Origin of the sequence: Roseovarius sp. B08, from assembly GCF_051417955.1 — a bacterium.
Taxonomy (GTDB): Bacteria; Pseudomonadota; Alphaproteobacteria; order Rhodobacterales; family Rhodobacteraceae; genus Roseovarius.
Genome location: NZ_JBPRLW010000001.1, coordinates 2,444,972 through 2,464,136 on the forward strand (window position 1 = coordinate 2,444,972; position 19,165 = coordinate 2,464,136).

Consider the following 19,165-nt stretch of genomic DNA (forward strand, 5'->3'; position numbering starts at 1 on the left):
ATTCTGACGATCGCCCACATGGACCACGACGAAACCCATGCCGATCCGCCGCGTTGCCGTGCCCTTTGCCAAAGGTGCCACAACGCATGGGACGCCCCGATGCGGGCCAAACGGCGCAAGCAGAAAGAAAGATCATGACCAATTCCGACGACGCCCAGCTTGGCGACGAAGTTCAAGACGTGGTGTCCGGCTTCGCCGGGATCGTGACCGCGAAAAACGAATTCCTGAACGGATGCAGACGCGCTTGCGTGTCGCCGCCGGTCGATAAGGAAGGGAAATTTGTCGAAGACAGATGGTTCGACATCGAGCAATTGCGCGTGATCCAGCGCGGCAAGGTCGCGCGGAAACCTGCGAACATCACCGCGATCACGAACGGCGGCGAACGTCCCGATCACCCCCGGCGCTGATGCCTCTTTCTGGCCCCGCCAAGCGCGGGGCCAGCGACGGACACCAGGAAAGGGAACAACCGATGTCAGACCCCCGGAAACCCATCTACCGGCCCGACCAGGACGAACAAGAACAATCGCGCGTCATCGCGCACGATGTCCTGATGATCGCGACCCGCGAAGGCGCGAAAGCATTGAACACGACCGGCGCAAGCTTCGTCGTGATGGGCATGGGCATCTGGACCGCCGAACTTGCGGAACTGGACGGCAAGGCGACGGCCCAAATGCTGCGATCCCTCGCCGATCTGTTCGACCCCGCATCGAACGACGCGAAAAAGCGACGCGCCGAAAAGAAACGCCAAGCCGCCGTGAACCGGATTTTCGCGCAACTCGATCTTGAAATGTCGAAACCGGCGGGTTCGGCATGATTTGGTTTGTCGAAGAACGCGGCATCGTCGGGAACTGGACCCCGTGCCTCTACCACGGCGACAGGCCCACGACGAAGCGCATCAGCGCGCCGGATCGCGTGTTCCGCGCCGATCCCGTCAAGGTGCCGGCCTTTCTCGATGGCCTCGACGGCATGAAGATCGCGCAGTTTCTGTCGCCGGACGGAGAATTTTACGGCCTGCGTCCCGAAGGGCAGATCGCCGTCGCTGACATGCTGCGCAAGCCCGGTCCCGCCGCGATCAGCATCCCGGCGGAATGGTGGTCTGACAACCGCAACGAAAAGGAACCCTGCAATGAACGATGAACAGATCGAAACCCTAGAAAGCGTGGCGAACACCCTGCGCGGAATGTCGATGGACCCCCAGCTAAAAGACGACATCAGGGCCATTCTGAGCGGGTCCGCTCAACGTATCGACGGCGTGAAGGAAGCCTGCTTGGAACACATGGCTGGTGAATATGAAGATCAAAGCTGAAATGGGTGCGTATTCGAGCATCGTCGGGAAAAGCGTGCACCTGCTGTCCGAAGATGGGCGGATGATTGGCCAAGTTGCTTTCCTCTGCCACACCGACGATTTGCGCAATGAAGACCTGCAGAACGAACTGGCGACACTGATCTGCAAGGCGATCAATGGAAGTGACGATGAGTGACGACGCACAGGGACGTACACGATGCCCGATGTGTCAAGGTCGTGGCTATATCCACTGCGGCTGCTGGCCCGGCGACTGCATCTGCGGATTCGACTACGAACCCTGCGAGGAATGCTGCGGTGACGGCTACTTTTTCCCGGAGGATGATTACTATGAAGAACGGCCCTGAACTTCCCGCCGAAATCATGGTCTGGCACAGCACACCGAACCTGACGCACATCGGCACATGGGCGACGACGCGTTACCCGGATCATGCCGTTGGCTATGTCCGAAAAGAAAGACTGACGCCGGGCGCCCGACCACTAGAAGACTGGCACGAAGATTTGGGTTTTGTCGTCTGGTGGAAATTTCCGGTCGATGAACCCGCGTGGATCGGAACGCCCAACGATTCAGATTGGCCCGGATACCATACGCATTTCACGCCGCATCCTGAAATCCCATGCGAAAGGTCCGACTGATGGTTGCCTATAACTTTCGGCCCATGTTCGCGTCCCCGGTCGAAATCGGCCGCAAACGGCAGACGATCCGCGCACACCGCAAGGACGGACGCCACGCTAAACCGGGCGACGCCTTGCAGCTATACGAAGGGATGCGAACGAAGAACTGTCGCAAGCTGCGCGACGCAACCTGCACCGCGACGATCCCTGTCAGGATCGAGACACAGCGACTGACGGTCGGCAACACCGATTTGCGGGCGATCGGCATCGCGGGCGATGAAATGCTAATGGACATTTTCGCCCAGGCGGACGGCTTCATCGACTGGCAGGACATGCGCGATTGGTTCCAAAAAACCCACGGCCTGCCCTTCAACGGAGTCCTGATAAGATGGTGATCCGATGCCGATACTGTGGAACTGACCGGGGCCTTATCCCTGAGCGCTATCAGGACGAAGATGGTTTCTGGTGCGATGTCGTTGTCGACCTCTGCGAAGGCTGTGTCGAGATATCCGAAGAACGTCGAAAGGCCCGCGAGGAATGGGAATATTACCATGACGAACCCTGCCCGGAATCAGAACTCCCGCAACCAGCACCACGCCCGAAAAAATGAATGCACTCGATTTCCCCCACGCCTGATGCCTGCGCCCGTCGCTGCGCGCTATATCGGCGTGTCGGAATCGACGCTGCGCACCCTCGACATCCCGCGCCGGGAACTCGGATCGAAACGCCTTTACGACCGTTTCGACCTTGACGCCTACGCCAGCGATCTGCCCTATGAAGGCGGGGCGCCCGTAGACGGATGGTGAAAATGAAGCTGAATTATCCCGGCCTGACGGCCCGCAAGCGCGGGTCGAAAACCGCGTGGCGCGTCCGCGTCGAAGGCAACCCGAACCGCAAAATCACGATTTCGGTCGGGCCGGATCATCCCGATTTCGCCGAACACTACGCCGCCGCCCGCGCCGGTTACAAACTGGACGCGCCGAAGGATGCCAGCCCCGATCGCGGGTCTATGGCTTGGCTGTTCGGCCTCTATCTCGACCACCTGTCGCGCCAGGTCGACGCGGGCGCGGCCTCCCCGCTGACGCTGAAGGAACGCCGCAACCTGACGCGCTTCGTTCTTGACCAGACATCGGAACAACAGCGATCACGGGGCCGACCCTATGCGACTCTGCCCGCGACGATCCCGGCGGGCGAACTGACGGCCTTCAAGGATCGCATGGCGGCGACCCCAGGCAAGGCGCGGAATGTCTGGAAGCTTGGAGTTGCGGCCTATGACTTCGGCCTTGAACGCGGTCACGTCACGGTCAACCCGTTCCGCGCGGTCCCGCGCCCGGCCTACAGGTCGCAAGGCGGGGCGCAGCCGTGGTCGATCGATGACCTGTCGCGCTACCGCGAAGCACACCCGACCGGCACGACCGCGCACCTTGCGCTGACCCTGTTCATGTTCACGGCCTGCCGGATCGGCGACGCGTACCAGCTGGGACGGCAACACGAACAGCGCCATGCCGATCAGAAATGGCTTGCGTGGCAACCGTCAAAGAAAGGATCAAGGTTCGTTCAAATCCCGATCCTGCCGCCGCTGGAGAAAGCGCTGCAGCTGCGCAACGTGATAGGCGCGACTTACCTGATGACCGAACACGGGAAACCCTTTGCCAGCGCCGAAGCCCTGCGCAACCGCTTCAAGAAATGGTGCGTCGCCGCCGGTTTGCCCGACAGATCATCGCACGGCATCCGCAAAGCCGCCGGACATCTGCTGGCCCTTCATGGCGCGACGCAATACGAAATCATGTCGATACACGGCCACGCGAACGCAGCGACATCACAGGTCTACACGGAAACGGTCGAACGGATGCGCTTGGGCGAAATGGGCGCATCGAAACTGGCGGGTTTGGACTGGTAATGTGGACCCAACCCAGTTAGAAACGGGTCCACAATCCGAAAAAACCGCCTGATCGCAATACCATAGATTGCCCGGCTCACGTCCCTCCGGGCCTACCAGAACGACCCCGAATGAGAGGCACCATGCGCAGACCTTATACGATCCTTGCCGCTCTTGGCATGCTCGCTGCCTGCTCCGACACGAGCCCGGTGACCGCGTTCACGTCCGATATCTATGAGGTGTACGGCGTTGAAGACGGCGACATGCTGAAGCTGCGCGGCGGGCCGGGTCTGGGATTCGAAACCCGCGTGGGGCTGCCCAATGGTACGCTCGTACGGGTGCGTGACTGTGCGCGGGTCGGTGGCACGCGCTGGTGCGAGGTGGCTCTGGACCGGGCCCCGGGGCTGACGGGATACGCCTCCGAGACCTATCTGCGGTCACGATCCTAGTCCTTGAGGCACTGATGCGGGGCCGTTTTCTGTTCAGAGAACGGGATAGAAAATGCGTATTTTCCATGCCGGAAACCTCGTAGGTTTCCGGTTCATTTTCTTTTGAAGAAAACGAGCCGTGCAAAAAACTAAACTGTTGGTTTCAGTTTTCACCTGCGCTATGTGACCTCCCAAATCTTCCGTTCCCTCGCCAGGAGCCCTGTCCATGCGCCGCCTCTTCGCATTTCTTTCTTGTGTGCTCTGCCTGCTGATCGCCACATTGGTCCCCGTGCAGGCGCAAGACCAGGTCGCGGAGGCCGAGGCACCGCCCAAACCCGTAAAACTGATGACGCTGTCGCGTGAGCCGGTCACGGTGCGGCGGCAATTCTTCGGTCAGGTGGCAGCGCGGCAGACGGTCGAACTTGCGTTCCAGGTGCCGGGCAAGCTTGAGATGCTGGAGGCGGAGGAAGGCGCGCGCAAGCCCGCAGGAACGGAGATCGCACAGCTGGACCTGTCGGGGTACGAGCGCGCCGTCGCCGAGGCCGAGACGAACTATGACAAGGCGCAGCGTGATTTCGACCGGCTTGAAACGTTGCGCGGCCAGGCCGTCACCGAGGTGCAGGTCAGCGACGCGCAGACCCAGTTGCGGCTGGCCGAGATCGCGCTCAACGGTGCTCGCGAAGACCTGGAACACGCCACGCTGCGTGCGCCGTTCGACGCCCTGGTCGCCAAGCGGCTGGTGTCGAATTTCCAGACAGTTCAAGCCGGTACACCGGTGGTCCGGCTGCATGACGTGTCGGAAATCCGTGTCGATATCCAGGTGCCGGAGGTTCTGTTCCGGCAGGCCGGGGCCGATGACGAGATCGCGTTCCATGCCGAGCTTCCCGGCGACCCGCGTCGCTACGACCTCGCGTTGCGGGAATTCGAGACCGAGACCTCGGCCACCGGGCAGACCTATACGATCACGCTGGCTTTTACCGAAGATCCCGGCGCGTTCGTCTTTCCGGGCGCGTCGGTCACGGTCTATACCGCTGTCGCCGGGCCGGAGCAAACGGGGATCGTGCTGCCCGAGACCGCGCTTGTCTTCGACCCCGAGGGCAACGCCGCGGTGATGGTGTACGAAAATGGAAAGGTTGCGGCACACCCCGTCGAGATCGAGGTGCACGAGGACAGCCGCATCTACATGAGCGAGGGCCCCGAGGACGGCACGCAGATCGTCGAGACCGGCGCCGCGCAATTGCGCGACGGCCAGCGCGTCCGCCGCTTTACCGGCATCGGAGAGTAGGCCCATGTCCATCGCGCGGGCCTCGATCGACAGGTCGCTCATCACGTGGATCCTGATGCTGAGCTGCCTTCTGGGCGGGATCTGGGGGTTTGCCACCATCGGGCGGCTGGAAGACCCGGCCTTTACCATCAAGAACGCCATCGTGATCACGCAGTATCCCGGCGCCTCGGCCGAACAGGTGGCGCGGGAGGTCAGCGAGCCGATCGAGTCGGAAATCCAGAAGATGGGCGAGATCGACTTCATCACCTCGTCCAACAAGCCCGGGGTCAGCCGGATCTCGGTGAATATCGAAAGCACCTATGACGGCACGGAACTGCCGGCGATCTGGACCAAGCTGCGCAACCGGGTCGAGGACGCGACGCGCAACCTGCCGTCCGAGGCCGGGCAACCCATCGTGAACGACAATTTCGGCGACGTCTTCGGCGTGTTCTACGCGCTGACCGCGCCGGGTTTTTCGGATGCCGAAGTGCACGAGATCTCGGAATACCTGCGGCGTGAACTGCTGGCGGTCGAGGGCGTCGCGGACGTGGCGGTGGCGGGGCTGCCGTCGGAGGCGATCTACGTCAATGCGCGGGTTCCGATCATCACCAATCTGGGCGTCAGCCCGGACGCCATCGCCGGCGCCCTGTCTGAAGCGGACACGCGCACGCCGGCGGGCAGTTTCCGGCAGAATGGGCAGGATATCCGCGTCCAGGCTCCGGTGGGCTCGGACACGGTGGACGAGATCGCCAACCTGACCATCGGCGTGGGCGGAGAGGTGATCGACCTTCTGGACCTCGCGCAGGTCGAGCGTGACCGCGTCGAGGTGCCGACCGAGATCATCCGGTTCCAGGGCCAGGAAGCGTTCACGCTGGGGGTGGCCGGCAAGGCGGACCTGAACATCGTGGACGTGGGCAAGCGGGTGGATGCGCGGCTGGCCGAACTGATGCGCGACGTGCCCGCCGGGGTGGAACTGCACCCGATCTACCAGCAGCACGTGGTGGTGGACGAGGCCTCGAACGACTTTCTGCTGAACCTTGCGATGTCGGTGACGATCGTGGTGCTGGTGCTGGCGGTCTTCATGGGCTGGCGGTCGGCCGTTGTGGTCGGCTCGACACTGCTTCTTACGGTGGTGGGCACGGTGTTCCTGATGGCCGTCTTCGGGATCGAGATGGAGCGTATCTCGCTGGGGGCGCTGATCATCGCGATGGGGATGCTGGTGGACAACGCCATCGTGGTGGCCGAGGGGATGCAGGGCGACATGGCGGGCGGCAAGTCGGCCCGCGACGCGGCGGAGGATGTGGCCAGCAAGACGCAGATCCCGTTGCTGGGCGCGACGGTGATCGGGATCATGGCCTTTGCGGGCATCGGCCTGAGCCCCGACGCCACGGGCGAGTTCCTGTTTTCGCTTTTCGCGGTGATCGGGATATCCCTGCTTTTGTCCTGGGTGCTGGCGATCACCGCGACGCCGCTTTTGGGGCACTACTTTTTCAAAGTGGGCAGCGGCGAAGGGCATGACCCTTATGCCGGCCCGCTCTTTCGCGCCTATCGCGCGGTGCTGTCGGGCGCGCTGCGGGTGCGCTACCTGGTGATCCTGGGGCTGATCGGGGTGACGGTGCTGTGCTACATGGGATTTGCCCAGGTCAAGCAGCAGTTCTTTCCGGATTCCAACACGCCGCTGTTCTACGTGCATTACAAGCTGCCGCAGGGGGCCAGCATTCACCGCGTGTCGCAGGACATGGCCCAGGTCGAGGCGTGGCTGGCCGATCGTGACGACGTGGTGTCGGTTGCCACCTTCATCGGCGGCGGCGCGACGCGGTTCATGCTGACCTACGCGCCCGAGGAGGCGCTGCCGACCTATGGTCATCTGATCATTCGTACCGAGACGCTGGAGCAGATCCCGGCCCTGCGGGCCGATGTCGAGGCCTTCGGGCGCGACGCCCTGCCCGAGGGCGAGTTCCGCACCGAGCGGCTGGCCTTTGGCCCCGGTGGCGGGGCGCCGATCGAGGCGCGGTTCTCGGGGCCGGACGCGGACGTGCTGCGGCAACTGGCCGTTGAGGCGGAAGAGATCATGGTCGGCGCGTCCGACCGGCTGATGGACCTGCGCACCAACTGGCGCGAGCGGGAACTGACACTGGTGCCGCGCTTCGCCGATGAGCGGGCCAAGGCGGCGGGTGTGGCGCGTGACGACCTGGCTCAGGCGCTTCAGTTCGGAACCGAAGGCGTGCAGGTGGGCTTTTACCGCGAGGCCGACCGGCTGATCCCGATCATCATGCGGGCCGACAGCGCCGGTGGTGAGGGCGCCGAGCACCTGGCCGACCTGCCGGTCTATTCGGACGCGGCGCAGGCTTATATCCCGGTGGCGCAGATCACAGACGGGTTCGGCTGGGAGGCGCAGAACACGTTCCTCGTGCGGCGGGACAGGGTGCCGACGATATCGGTCCAGGCCGGGGTGCCCGCGGGCGAGAATGCCGCCAGCGTCTTTGGTCAGTTGCGCGGCGCGGTCGAGGCGATGGACCTGCCCGAGGGCTATGCGCTGGAATGGGGCGGCGAATACGAGAGCTCGACCGAGGCGCAGACGGCCCTGGGCAAGCAGCTGCCGGTGTCGTTGTTGATCATGGTGCTGATCTCGGTGCTGCTGTTCGGCAAGATCCGCCAACCCGTGATCATCTGGCTCTTGGTGCCGATGAGCGTCAACGGCGTGGTGATCGGCCTTCTGGGCACGGGACTGCCGTTTTCGTTCACGGCACTTCTGGGGCTGCTGAGCCTGTCGGGGATGCTGATCAAGAACGGCATCGTTCTGGTCGAGGAGATCGACCTTGTGCGTGCCGAGGGCGTACCGTTCCGGCAGGCGGTGCTGGATGCCTCGACCTCGCGTCTGCGCCCCGTGGTTCTGGCGGCGGCGACGACGATCCTGGGGATGATCCCGCTCCTGTGGGACGCGTTCTTTGCCTCGATGGCGGTGACGATCATGGGCGGGCTGGGCTTTGCCTCGGTGCTGACGCTGGTGGCGGCGCCGGTGTTCTATTTCAGCTTCTTTCCCAAGGAGCGCAAGGCCGACGCCGCCGCCGAAGCCTGAAGTCCCTCCAGGCACAGCCCCTGACCCGGCTCGGCGTCTGTCAGCGGCCGATCACGAAATCGACCTGCAGCCCGCCCAGCCGGTCGCTCTGACCCAGGCGCAATGTGCCGCCATGGGCGCGGGCGATATCCATCGCGATGGCCAGGCCCAGCCCCACCCCGGTGCCGAGGTTCTGGTTGCGGGCCTCGTCCAGCCGAGCGAAGGGTTTGAGCGCCTCTTCGCGCTGTGCCTGCGGGATGCCGGGGCCGTCATCCTCGATGCGGATGCGCAGGGCACGGTCGGTCATCAGGACCGAAATCTCTGCCCTTGTGCCATAGCGCACCGCGTTGCCGAGCAGGTTCTCGATAGCGCGGCGGACGCCGCCGGGGCGCAGCAGTACCTCGCCCTTCCCTTCGCAGGGGCCAAGCTGCACGGATTTTCCGCCGCGCTGGAAATCCTCGACGATCCGGGCGACCAGCGCCTGCGGATCGGTGGATTCGGGCGCGGCTTCCTGCGCGCCGCGGGCGAAATCGAGGAACTCGTTGATCAGGCGCTCCATGTCGGCCACGTCCTGTTCCAACGGCTCTCGATCCTCGGCGTCGAGCATGGAGAGCGCCAGTTTCAGCCGGGTGATCGGCGTGCGCAGGTCGTGGCTGACGCCCGAGAGCATGAGCGTGCGCTGCTCGATCTGCCGCTCGATCCGGGCGCGCATATCGATGAAGGCGGCCCCCGCCGCGCGAACCTCGGTCGAACCGGACGGCCAGTAATCGACGTGGCGGCCACGACCGAACGCCTGCGCCGCGCTGGCCAGACGCGTGATCGGGCGCAGTTGGTTGCGCAGGTAGAAATAGGCGATCACGGTCATCAACGCGGCGAAGAAGAACATGTAGACCAGGAGCTGGTGCGGGTTGGAGGCCGACACGCGGCGCCGGTCGAAGGTCATGCGCAGACCCTCTTCCTGCAAGGCGAAATAAAGATGCACGACCTGGTCATCGGGCAGTTCCAGTGCATGCAGCATGGGCAGGAGGCGGTTGAACTCGGCGATGACGTAGCCGCCGGTGAAGTCGTACCAGCGGCGGCTGTCGCCGGCGGGCAGCGCGTCGAGAGGCAATTCCTCGACAGAGATGCGCAGGTTTCGCGCCAGTCGCGAATCGCCGATTTCGGACGGCGGAAGGCCGGCGTCGAGCAGCACCTCGACCTCGCGGCTGGCGGTGCGGGTCATCTGCTTGGTCACGCCTTCGAAATGCCGCTGCACGAAGACGATCGAGACCACCAGCATCAGGGTGATGACCGGCAGCAGCAGGATCGCGATGGCGCGGCCGTAAAGCGACCGGGGCATATAGGGTTTGAGCCAGCGAAACGACATGGGCTAAACCTATCCGCGACGATCCCGATCGGAAAGAGCCAAGCAGATGAATGACGACCGCCCTACCCCCGGCATCGCCGAGGACCTGGCTCCCGGCCTGCGACGGGTGCTGGCCGACAACCCCTCGCCGATGACGTTCTGGGGAACGAACACCTATCTGGTGGGCCACACGGACATCGCCGTGATCGACCCCGGCCCCGACGATGCGGCGCATTTGGCGGCCATACTCGGGGCGCTCGAGGCGGGGCAAAGGGTGAGCCACGTGCTGGTCACGCACAGCCATGTGGATCATTCCCCGCTGGCGCCTCGGCTGGCGCGCGAGACAGGGGCGCAGGTGCATGCCTTCGGGCCGTCGGGATCGGGGCGCAGCGCGATCATGACGCGGCTGGCTGCCGCCGGGCTCGAGGATGCCGGCGAAGGCGTGGAGGCCGGGTTTGCGCCGGACGTCACGTTGCGCGACGGTACGGTGATCGAAGCGGAGGGATGGGCGCTGGAAGCGCTCTGGACGCCGGGGCACCTGGGCAACCACTTGGCATTTGCCATGGGCGACACGGTGTTTTGCGGCGACCTCGTGATGGGCTGGGCCAGCTCGCTGGTGGCGCCGCCCGACGGGGACCTGACGGATTTCATGGCCTCCTGCCGACGGTTGAGGGCGCGCGGGGCGAAGGTGTTCCATTCGGGCCACGGCGCACCGATCACCGACCCGATGGGGCGGCTTGATTGGCTGATCGCGCACCGGGTGGGACGCGAGACGGCGATATTGGAAGCGCTGCGCGACGGCCCGGCGGACGCGCAGACGCTGGCGCGACGCATCTATACCGACACGCCAGCGGCGCTACTGCCAGCGGCGGCCCGCAACGTCCTGTCACATCTCATTGATCTTCATGGAAGAAGTTTGGTTGCGCCGGATGGAAAACTGACCGCCTCCTCGCGGTTCGCATTAATCTGACGGTGCAGAAAAATTTGTCACAATCCCTCTGGACGCCGCCAGACGAGGTTGCTATATCCGCCCCCGGTATTCCGGCGTAGCTCAGCGGTAGAGCAGTTGACTGTTAATCAATTGGTCGTAGGTTCGATCCCTACCGCCGGAGCCAATAATCCCGCAAGCCCTTGAAAACATTGGTTTTCCGAGATCCGGACTCGGAGCTCGACGACGAGGTGCACATTCAGGTGCACCCGGCGGTGCACAACGTGTGCACAGGAGGGCATTTTCATGCCCCGGAATCGGAGCTTGCCGCCCCACCTCGAAATCCGCCGCGCCGGCTACTACTGGCGCAGACGCCTACCCCGGTCCCTACGGGACCGGGGCCACGCCCTCTCCGACCGGCCGGACAAAGAAATCGCGATCAGGCCGAAAAAAGTTTTTTTGTGCTTTTCCCTTCGTAGACATGTCCTCCGCGACGCGAAGATCCTGGCCCGCCGCCTCACCGAGATGAGCGACCTGGTCTTCGCCGCAGACGCGGAGACGATGATGGCGATTGCGCCCGAAATTCAGGTCAGGATGCTGGAAAGCCTCGCTCGCTTCGAGATCGAGGCCTTCGAGCGTATGCGCGCCGTGGCCGCGCCCCGCAGCCCGGAGGCCGCCGCGATCGATCTTCGGCGCGAGGAAACGCTTCAGGCGACCCTGCGTCAGGCCCTCTATCTCGGGGATCGGGACGTGGCCCGGCACCCCTGCGCCATGTGGCCACCCATCTCGGGCTCGATCTCGACGAGGCCGATGACGGCTGGACCGCCCTTGCCTACGAGGCCACCAAAGTGCTGCTTGATGTCAGCCTGGAGCGCGCACGCCGCCAACAGGGCCTCTACGACCAGCCATCCATATTCTTCCGTCGTGCCGTCGAGACGGCCGGTGGCCGCGATGCGGCGCCAAGCCCGGCGCAAACAGCGTCGCCCGTTGCTCCGGCGAGTTTCGCCCTGACCGATCCTGCGCCGGCATCTCCGCCTGCCGCGCCGGTGATCAGTGCTGCGGCGGTCGCACCTGAAGAGCATGCGACAACGCCTCCAACGACGCAGGAAGAGCCCGTTCAGGAGGCGGAATCGTCCCCTCAAATCGGCGGGGCGCTCAACAACACCACCTTCCTGACGCCGATCGTGGTGCCGTCCGGCCTCGAATGCCCGGAGGGCTACGACGAACGCGCCTGGCAGCAGGCCCGGATCATTGCGCGTCCGCCACGCATTCTGGTCGATCGCAGCCTGCTGTCCGAGGAATCGCGGGCGGCCCTTGAAAAGCAGCGCGGCATCACGCTGGTCGAGGCCATCAAGCTCTATTTCGAGCTCTTGAGCTGGGGATACCGTGCGCCATTCTCGCAGGACCAGAAGCGCAAGAGGATTCCGGAAAAACTGAAAAGCGCGACCGTCGAGGAACGTCTCAACGAGGACCACCGCGGCAAACTTCGCCTTGCCCTCGATTTCTGGCCATCCGTGATCGGGGATGAACCCGTGGACGAGATCAGTGTCGGCGAGCTCAACGATGCGCTTGAACGTTTTTGGGACGTCCCGGCCAATCACGGGCGGTCCGCGAAGGACCGCGGCAAATACAACCTCGTCGAAAAGATCGAGAAAGCTGACGCCGCGGAGGCCCAGCTCGACAAGGACATCGCGGCCGCCGAAGCTCGTGGCGCCGGGGCCGAGGAGATCGACAAGATGCGTCTCAAAGGCCATCGACAGCGGATCTCGGTGACCACCTTCATCAAGCATGGGCGCGTGTTGCGCGCCATCGGCGAGATGCTTTGGGACATGCAGCTCATTGATTATGACCCCTTCACGATCTGCAACTGGACCAACGACGAGGAGAATGAGCTCAAAAGTTCCGAAGGCCAGCGCAGGCGGGAAGCCTGGGACGACCGGATCAACGACCTCTGGGGATCTCCGAAGTTCCAGGAGCCGCTTGACGATATTGGCGATCCTCTCTTCTGGGCACCGCTGATCGCACGACACCAGGGCATGCGGATGGAGGAGATCCTTCAGCTTGGTCCCGAGGACTTCGGCACAGACAAGGGTATCCCCTACCTGCGCATTCGTCACACCATCATCAACGGCGTGAAGACGCTCAGCAGCGCCCGGACGCTGCCGGTGCACCCGCAATTGGTCGAGCTCGGGTTGTTGAAACTGGTCGCGTTGCGCAAGAAAGAGGGACACATCCGCCTCTTCCCGTTCCTCAATCGCGGCAAGCAGAAAGGCACATTCTCGGCGAATTTCTCGAAGAGTTTCGGGTATTATCGTCGAACCAACGACTGCTATTGGCCGGGTCTGGATTTCCATGCCCTGCGCACGACCTTCCACCATGATCTTCTCGGAGATGACAAATCGGATGCCATTCGCTGCCGCCTCATGGGGCACACATACACAGACGAGGGTGACCGGTCCTACGGCCAGAATCTCAAGATCGAGAAACTCGCCAAACGGATGGAATCCGTCGTGGTCGACATCTCCATGATCCGGCGGCCCTTCGACGAGCCCTCCGCCAGCACCAATGCGCTTGCCCGGGGTCGGGGATTGCGGGTTGTCGGATAGGAGCATTCTCACCGCTCTGCGCAGCGGCCACAGTATAAGGACGCGCAAATTATGTGTCCTATCCACCAAGCAATGCAGAAGACCGGGGCTGGGTCACTCAGGACCGCTTCCGGCCCACAGCTGACTTTCGTTCCGTGCAATGTGAAAGTCAGCCAACAGCTCGGCGACAGGATTTAGTAGACTGTCAAGATTTTTTCATGGGACAATTGTGCGATGCATTCTCTTGGCAATGACGGGCGGTATCATTCGGCGTAGGTTTTCGAGGTCGTCCTCGTGGCATTTACGGAGGCGGCGCCCGCTCCCGCATGGACATATTGAATGGCCTTTGATTGTCTGCCGCGAGAGTAGCCGCAGGTAATCAGCGATGGTCTTTTCGTCTGGGGAAGCCCCAGAATATCCCCGTATGCTTCTAAGACACCGAGCTTTCCGTGCGACCTTTCACCGAAAGGCCACGCACCGTGGGCCTCGTAGTACGTCTGGCTGACAAAGTAATCGTGCATCGGTCCAGTGAGGAAGGCCGCGAAACGGTGATCCGGGGCGGTTAAGAGCCACTCCTCCCAGACACCCAAACAACAATTTCCGTCTTTTGGAAAAACGTGACGGTCAGCGGTCCGGGGAATACGGTCGCCTTCTTCGAAAACCACTGGCTCTTCTTCAGGAAAGTTCGCGGTAACCCCTGCCTTGATCTGGTAGGAGTCAAACACGCCATTGCGGGTGTCTGTCGGCCCATCGGCACCGTAGACCAAGAACTGCCCCTCAACAATTATCAGGCGGTCTGTCCTCGCAACGGATAGCTCTGGTTGATGTTTGGCTACCGCTTGCTGGACCTCAGTATAGAAATTGTCCGAAATCGTCACTTCGACCAAGGTTTGCCGCCACTCCCGCTTTCTTGCCGGGCGCTCACTGCCGCTTCCATCCGCGAATGCTTTTCGCTGTCCGGCAGGGCTGCCGCAGCCTGCGAGGCCAAGAACGGCGCGGCCAGTCCCGCTGCCCCGAGCGCGCTTTTCTTCTCCAAGGGTGCAGAAGCATTGTTCACCGCTTCCTTGGTCTCTTCTTCGAAGAAGTTGTGGCGGAAGACAGACTTCCAGGCCTTATTGGCATCAGTCTCCGTCGCGTCTTCGGCGTCGAGCTTGTCGAGCTCCTTGACCGACTCTTTCGCCAGATCGATCAGACGCCCGATCCGGTCGGTGTCCTTGTCGTCAGAGACTTGGATGCCGTTGGCGTAAACCGGCGAATACTTGGACCGGTTGGACAGCGCCCGCAGCGTCTTCCGGAAGGCTTCGTCGTCACGGCCTTCCGCAGAGATGTAAGCTTCGATGAACAGGGCAGTGGCGACAAGGCCACCGGGGAATTTCCGGTTCAGCCGGCTTGAATGGGTCTTCGAAAAGAACTTGCCCAGCCGGATGATCCGACGAAGCTGGTAGCTTCCCGACGTCTCCGGGCTCTTTACCGAAACCGTCGTCTCAATCCACTTGTTCATCGCGGCAGGATCAGAACCGACCCATTCGTCGCCGGACGACAGTTCGTACTTCCAACCCACCTCGGACCATTTACGGCGAAAGACGGGGAAGTCGCACTGATACCCGTCCGCGTATACGACGCGAACGCACTTTTTCTTTGTGTCCGGGTCGTTCTTGAGATTGGTCGCCATGCGGGCGATGGCGTCCCTGACCCAGTTACGGGTCGTCCTCGGCCCGGCGGCATCGTCCTCTTCGAAGGCAACACCAAGATCAATGTCGTAGCGGCTCTCCTCGTCGTTCTCAGGAGGCTGCGTCATTGTCTTCTGCGCGTAACCACCCTGATTGATTGTCTCGGCAATGGATGGTTTGTTGGTCTCTTCCAGCCCATTCTCGATGCGTTCAAGATTGGTTTCGCGCCGACGCCGCATATCGGCCCGCTGGCCGTTCGTCAGTCTAACGTGGTCTTGATGGAACTTGGAAATTCGCTTCGAGAAATCATACATCTTGCGCCCTCGTTCTTTCGTGGGGTTAGATGTGGGGTGTACGACTCAACCGTTCAAGGGCCAAAACCAAATTTCGAATCGGAGAACGAATCGTGTATCCACTACTGCCTTGGAAATGGATCGGGGGAGGCCTCACTTTGGTCACGATGCTCGCCGTCTACGCCGACGAAGTGCAGCGATTTACCGGGGTGCCGATACCGGATCGATATGTCGTTCGCTATCTGCCTCTCGGGGTGCTGCTCATCCTCGGCAGCTTCTTTGGTCCGACCGGCTATTGGGCACCCTGGCGCATCCTGTGGCGCTGGATCCCGAAGCTGAACGACTGGTTCCCCGATCTGAACGGAGTTTGGGTGGGTAGCACGCGTTCCAACTGGCCGACCATCAACAGGTTAGTCGAGGCGGCGCAATCCGACGACAGGACGACGGAGCAGGAGCTCCACGACCTGCCGGAGCAACAGGACGCCATGGCGGTGAGGTTCACTAACTCACTCTTCAAATTGCAGGTTAGAGCTGGCTTGAGTTCCACCAACGGAGAGTCCTTTTCGATCACCGCGAAGCCGTGGAGGAACCAGCATACCGGGCGGATACATCTGTCATATGTTTACCGGCAGCAGACACCAAACCACGCGATCACCGACGAGGAGGCGCACCTCGGCGCCGCGGACCTCGAACTGGTAGCCGAGGACTATCACCGTGCAGAAGGGACCTACTGGACGAGGCGCGCCTGGCGGACTGGACGTAACACAGCTGGCATCCTGGGGCTTACAAAGGTGACAGCGAAGGGGAGCCGCGAAAAGTCGCTCCAGCTCTATGCGCAAGAGCACAAGCCAATCCTCGAGAAATAGTGGGACCTTGCGTTTTGAGCAGTCGGCGGGCGCAAACTAAATCAGCCGTTCGTTGAACATGCAACGAATGTCCAGTTTCCCCCTACCTTCGAATGGCCTTCACATTCGCGACGAAAGGCGAAACCTTGCAGAGAATGGGATTAAATCCTGTTAAGCGTTCGTGCCCGAGTCCGTCGCGCTTGTGCTTCTTTTGTGGATAATGGGGAAAATTTCTGCGTATCCCCACACACGGCGCACACGATCTGACGACGCGACACCGTGCTTGTCTGCGCGAAGACTTGAGCTGAGACCCAGGCTTGGAGTTCTCGTGGCAGTCCAGACGTGACGCCAAAATATGCAGGCTGGGGCCGCCCGAGGGCGGCCCCAGCCTCTGACCTATGCAACGCCTTCCTCAAACCCTGCGATCGCAATCTCGAAAAGATGTGCGATCATCCAAAGTTCCGCGCCAGAGCGCGTCGTTTTCCACGCGTTGCCATACGGATCCTTCGGTCGCTCGGCCTTATATTGCGCGAGGCCTTCAAGCTCTTCGATCGGAAGACGCTGCCGGACGACGCTCAGCATGGCGCGACAAGACTCCAGCCGCGAGGGGTCGCTGGCCTTTGGATCGAGCAGGGCGTGGTAGTGACACATGCACGGCGAGAAAGTGGGCGCGCCGGGATAAGCGGCGAAGCGGATCAGGTGCAGCCATTGTGCCGCCAGCTCCGCTTGGAGACGCGCCGTCCTGAGGCGGAATTCTTGTTCTGACTCCATCAGACCACCTCCGGACCGCGACCGGGAAGCCCTGCAAGCCAGAGCGCTTCGAGCGCCCGACCACCGCGTGAGACCGCCTCGGCACAGTACATGGCCTTGGTGGCCCGAGGATCGTCGGGATGGAGAGCGGCAAAACGGGCGGCTTCGGGTCGTGAGAGATCGTCGACGAGCTCAAGGCGCAAGAGCCGTGCAAGTCGTGCAATGTCCCGCCGGCGGGTCTGCAGATCGCCGCCATTCCGAGCGCAGGTGACGACGGCGCTGGCGCGCCGCGCCCATTGCTGACCGCCGAGTAATTCGGCCGCGGCGACGAGGCTGTCGCCGTCTTTGCGAAGCCAGTTCCTGAAGGCGCAGGCAATCTTCGTATTCCGCAGCAGGGAGTCGATATTCGGTTCGTGTTTCATTGGGATACTCACTCTCTGTGATGCGCGAACCCGAAATGGGCCGCGTCAGGTATCCCCGCTGCGAAGTTGGACGTAATCGGTCGTTTGTTCTGCCCTCTTTACTCTCGAAGCTCATCTGACGCTTCATTCACAACTGGTTCGAGGCCTTCAAAGCCCCCAGGCGCCGGCCGGCGCGCCCTCATCCGAGGGGCGCGCGCCGGACCGCGACTGGGTTGCGATTGAGGACAGCGCGCCAGGCCGTTGTGCAAGACATGTCCGCGTTCATTGCGGTGCACTGCTCCTGCGCGACAACGTCATTCTCGATGAGCTGCCGCACGATTGGATCGCACAACCCGTCGATCGTAGCTGGCCCGATCCGAGAACAGCTCTCACGCCGTTGACCTCGATGACGACTTGCTCACCCGTTCGCAGAACACATCTGCGGCGTCTTTCGCCTGGCACGCGGGCCTGACTGTGTTGCGATGATTTTCCTCGTCTCGGCCCAGATCGCCTGAGCGCCCGCCCCGTCGCACTCCGCCCGATAGGCTTCGCCGGCTTTCCGGGTCCCGTGTCCAAGATGCGTCGCAATGATATCGGCCGCACGCCCAGGATCATGACGGCGTATGTAGTCCGCTGCGAGTGTCCTCAGATCATGCGATGGGACGCCGATCGCGGCCTTGGTCAGCTCTGTTGGAAGATTGCGATATGGAGCGCGGTCTTCAAAGGTAAGCCAGTTCTTGCCCAATAGCTCTTGGTAGCGCACGTGGATCAGTCGATCGGGACGCCCATCGAGTATCCACTCATCGAGGATCTCGCAGATCTCGGGCCAGAGCGCGCCGGTTTCCGTCGCGCGCCCAGTCTTTTCCTGCTCCCATTCCGCGCGCCAAGTCCCGTCGACGTCCCGGACAATCTCATACCCAAGACGCCAGGACACCAGATCACCTTTCCGCGGCGGCTTGTTGAGAATGACGGCGCAGACGACGATTTGTTGCATGCAACGGCGCCAGGCCGCAGAGTGTGACGGCAAATCATTGGCGCGATTTCTGAGCTCTCCGATCCTGTCCGCGACATGACCATAGCCTCCGCGCTCCATGAGACCGGAAAGCCTCTCATGCTTGTTCTTCTCGCAGAGTTCGGCCTGATCCCGGAGATCTTGCGTTATGACCCGCATCGCCGTCAGGCTTGCCTCTGCAACGTTGCCACTCGCGCCAAGGGCAATCAGCCCTTCAATGTAGTTGGCCGCCGTAACGGCTTTCACGCGTCGAGACGTGTCGGGATGAAACAGAAAGGCCTCCGCCAACTCGCACGCGGCAACGAAGCCATGCGTGTCAGACGCCAGTCCCTCCGCGACGACGGCCGCGCAGCGATCGATGCTGGCCAGGTAGCGCGTTCGGCTACTGCAACCGATCGGCGCGGCCTCGAGCGTCGGTTTCATCCGCCGCCACGAATTGGGCCATGTCGCTCTGGAAGACACCTCCATTGTCTTCTTGGGCTTTGCGGTCGGTTTCGGCCGTCGGGCATACCATTCATCGCTGACAGCCCTTGCCGGTGCGGTCGAGACATGTGGAGCGTATTTCCCAAGCGCCCGCAGGAGACACCGAAAGGTCGACTCCGAACCCGCGGCGGCGCGGTACGCTTCCGCGGGAGGCATCGACAGATTACCTCTATGCGCGCAAACCTCGGTCCAGAAGCGCCCCATGACATGGGCCGCGCCCGGCGCGAGGTTGGGCGCATCCTCGATCATCTCGCGCCGAACGGCCGCCGGCGCGTCCTTCAGGATCATATTGAGATTGCCTCTCAT

At 62.4% G+C, this 19,165-nt stretch carries 22 protein-coding genes and 1 tRNA gene; 16 read left to right on the plus strand and 7 right to left on the minus strand.

Annotation, left to right across the window (positions count from 1 at the left end; genetic code table 11):
* Positions 1-86 precede the first annotated feature (86 nt).
* From ACSQ76_RS12460 to ACSQ76_RS12515, 12 genes are all read left to right on the plus strand, one after another.
* A complete protein-coding gene (locus ACSQ76_RS12460) occupies positions 87-407 on the plus strand; it encodes a hypothetical protein (RefSeq protein ID WP_437156821.1) in 321 nt (106 codons plus the stop codon).
* 62 nt (positions 408-469) lie between these two features.
* Positions 470-814 carry a hypothetical protein gene (locus tag ACSQ76_RS12465; protein WP_437156822.1) on the plus strand — a complete coding sequence of 115 codons (345 nt, stop codon included), beginning with the start codon at positions 470-472 and terminating at the stop codon, positions 812-814.
* Positions 811-1,137 (plus strand): hypothetical protein, encoded by a 327-nt coding sequence (locus ACSQ76_RS12470; RefSeq protein WP_437156823.1) that lies wholly within the window; start codon positions 811-813, stop codon positions 1,135-1,137. The genes ACSQ76_RS12465 and ACSQ76_RS12470 overlap by 4 nt, the downstream gene beginning before the upstream one ends.
* Positions 1,127-1,306 (plus strand): hypothetical protein, encoded by a 180-nt coding sequence (locus tag ACSQ76_RS12475; RefSeq protein ID WP_437156824.1) that lies wholly within the window; start codon positions 1,127-1,129, stop codon positions 1,304-1,306. Before ACSQ76_RS12470 ends, ACSQ76_RS12475 begins: the two co-directional genes overlap by 11 nt.
* A complete protein-coding gene (locus ACSQ76_RS12480; RefSeq protein ID WP_437156825.1) occupies positions 1,290-1,481 on the plus strand; it encodes a hypothetical protein in 192 nt (63 codons plus the stop codon). The genes ACSQ76_RS12475 and ACSQ76_RS12480 overlap by 17 nt, the downstream gene beginning before the upstream one ends.
* Positions 1,482-1,633: 152 nt before the next feature.
* On the plus strand, positions 1,634-1,939 hold the full coding sequence (locus tag ACSQ76_RS12485) for a hypothetical protein (RefSeq protein ID WP_437156826.1): 306 nt from the start codon (positions 1,634-1,636) through the stop codon (positions 1,937-1,939).
* Complete coding sequence (locus tag ACSQ76_RS12490; protein WP_437156827.1) at positions 1,939-2,313, plus strand: hypothetical protein; 375 nt, start codon at positions 1,939-1,941, stop codon at positions 2,311-2,313. The genes ACSQ76_RS12485 and ACSQ76_RS12490 overlap by 1 nt, the downstream gene beginning before the upstream one ends.
* Positions 2,314-2,553: 240 nt before the next feature.
* On the plus strand, positions 2,554-2,724 hold the full coding sequence (locus tag ACSQ76_RS12495; RefSeq protein WP_437156828.1) for a DNA-binding protein: 171 nt from the start codon (positions 2,554-2,556) through the stop codon (positions 2,722-2,724).
* A 2-nt stretch (positions 2,725-2,726) separates the two neighbouring features.
* Positions 2,727-3,818, plus strand: a complete 1,092-nt coding sequence (locus ACSQ76_RS12500) for a tyrosine-type recombinase/integrase (protein WP_437156829.1) — start codon at positions 2,727-2,729, stop codon at positions 3,816-3,818.
* A 122-nt stretch (positions 3,819-3,940) separates the two neighbouring features.
* Positions 3,941-4,246 carry an SH3 domain-containing protein gene (locus ACSQ76_RS12505; protein WP_437156830.1) on the plus strand — a complete coding sequence of 102 codons (306 nt, stop codon included), beginning with the start codon at positions 3,941-3,943 and terminating at the stop codon, positions 4,244-4,246.
* Between the two features lie 205 nt (positions 4,247-4,451).
* Positions 4,452-5,510 (plus strand): efflux RND transporter periplasmic adaptor subunit, encoded by a 1,059-nt coding sequence (locus ACSQ76_RS12510; RefSeq protein ID WP_437156831.1) that lies wholly within the window; start codon positions 4,452-4,454, stop codon positions 5,508-5,510.
* Positions 5,511-5,514: 4 nt separating this feature from the next.
* Positions 5,515-8,568, plus strand: a complete 3,054-nt coding sequence (locus tag ACSQ76_RS12515; protein ID WP_437156832.1) for an efflux RND transporter permease subunit — start codon at positions 5,515-5,517, stop codon at positions 8,566-8,568.
* A 40-nt stretch (positions 8,569-8,608) separates the two neighbouring features.
* On the opposite strand, the gene ACSQ76_RS12520 is transcribed toward ACSQ76_RS12515, so the two are convergent.
* A complete protein-coding gene (locus ACSQ76_RS12520; protein ID WP_437156833.1) occupies positions 8,609-9,913 on the minus strand; it encodes an ATP-binding protein in 1,305 nt (434 codons plus the stop codon).
* Positions 9,914-9,959: 46 nt separating this feature from the next.
* Here ACSQ76_RS12520 and ACSQ76_RS12525 point away from each other — a divergent pair, with 46 nt between their 5' ends.
* Complete coding sequence (locus tag ACSQ76_RS12525; protein ID WP_437156834.1) at positions 9,960-10,862, plus strand: MBL fold metallo-hydrolase; 903 nt, start codon at positions 9,960-9,962, stop codon at positions 10,860-10,862.
* Between the two features lie 70 nt (positions 10,863-10,932).
* Positions 10,933-11,007, plus strand: a tRNA-Asn gene (locus tag ACSQ76_RS12530).
* A 200-nt stretch (positions 11,008-11,207) separates the two neighbouring features.
* On the opposite strand, the gene ACSQ76_RS12535 is transcribed toward ACSQ76_RS12530, so the two are convergent.
* A complete protein-coding gene (locus ACSQ76_RS12535) occupies positions 11,208-11,582 on the minus strand; it encodes a hypothetical protein (protein ID WP_437156835.1) in 375 nt (124 codons plus the stop codon).
* Positions 11,583-11,593: 11 nt separating this feature from the next.
* Between ACSQ76_RS12535 and ACSQ76_RS12540 the strand changes: the two genes are divergently transcribed.
* Positions 11,594-13,426 carry a hypothetical protein gene (locus ACSQ76_RS12540; RefSeq protein WP_437156836.1) on the plus strand — a complete coding sequence of 611 codons (1,833 nt, stop codon included), beginning with the start codon at positions 11,594-11,596 and terminating at the stop codon, positions 13,424-13,426.
* A 195-nt stretch (positions 13,427-13,621) separates the two neighbouring features.
* Here the strand turns inward: ACSQ76_RS12540 and ACSQ76_RS12545 are convergent, their stop codons facing one another.
* The gene (locus ACSQ76_RS12545) at positions 13,622-13,831 is read right to left on the minus strand and encodes an SEC-C metal-binding domain-containing protein (protein ID WP_437158199.1); all 210 of its coding nucleotides are present in this window, start codon (positions 13,829-13,831) and stop codon (positions 13,622-13,624) included.
* Positions 13,832-14,279: 448 nt separating this feature from the next.
* Positions 14,280-15,389: a cyclic GMP-AMP synthase DncV-like nucleotidyltransferase gene (locus ACSQ76_RS12550; RefSeq protein ID WP_437156837.1), complete on the minus strand. Its 1,110-nt coding sequence runs from the start codon at positions 15,387-15,389 to the stop codon at positions 14,280-14,282.
* A 146-nt stretch (positions 15,390-15,535) separates the two neighbouring features.
* Between ACSQ76_RS12550 and ACSQ76_RS12555 the strand changes: the two genes are divergently transcribed.
* Positions 15,536-16,234: a hypothetical protein gene (locus ACSQ76_RS12555; protein ID WP_437158200.1), complete on the plus strand. Its 699-nt coding sequence runs from the start codon at positions 15,536-15,538 to the stop codon at positions 16,232-16,234.
* Between the two features lie 375 nt (positions 16,235-16,609).
* On the opposite strand, the gene ACSQ76_RS12560 is transcribed toward ACSQ76_RS12555, so the two are convergent.
* The 3 genes from ACSQ76_RS12560 to ACSQ76_RS12570 form a co-directional block, all read right to left on the minus strand.
* A complete protein-coding gene (locus tag ACSQ76_RS12560) occupies positions 16,610-16,984 on the minus strand; it encodes a hypothetical protein (protein ID WP_437156838.1) in 375 nt (124 codons plus the stop codon).
* Entirely contained in the window at positions 16,984-17,385 is a 402-nt protein-coding gene (locus tag ACSQ76_RS12565; protein ID WP_437156839.1) for a hypothetical protein, read from the minus strand. Before ACSQ76_RS12565 ends, ACSQ76_RS12560 begins: the two co-directional genes overlap by 1 nt.
* 397 nt (positions 17,386-17,782) lie before the next feature.
* Positions 17,783-19,165 (minus strand): hypothetical protein, encoded by a 1,383-nt coding sequence (locus ACSQ76_RS12570; protein WP_437156840.1) that lies wholly within the window; start codon positions 19,163-19,165, stop codon positions 17,783-17,785.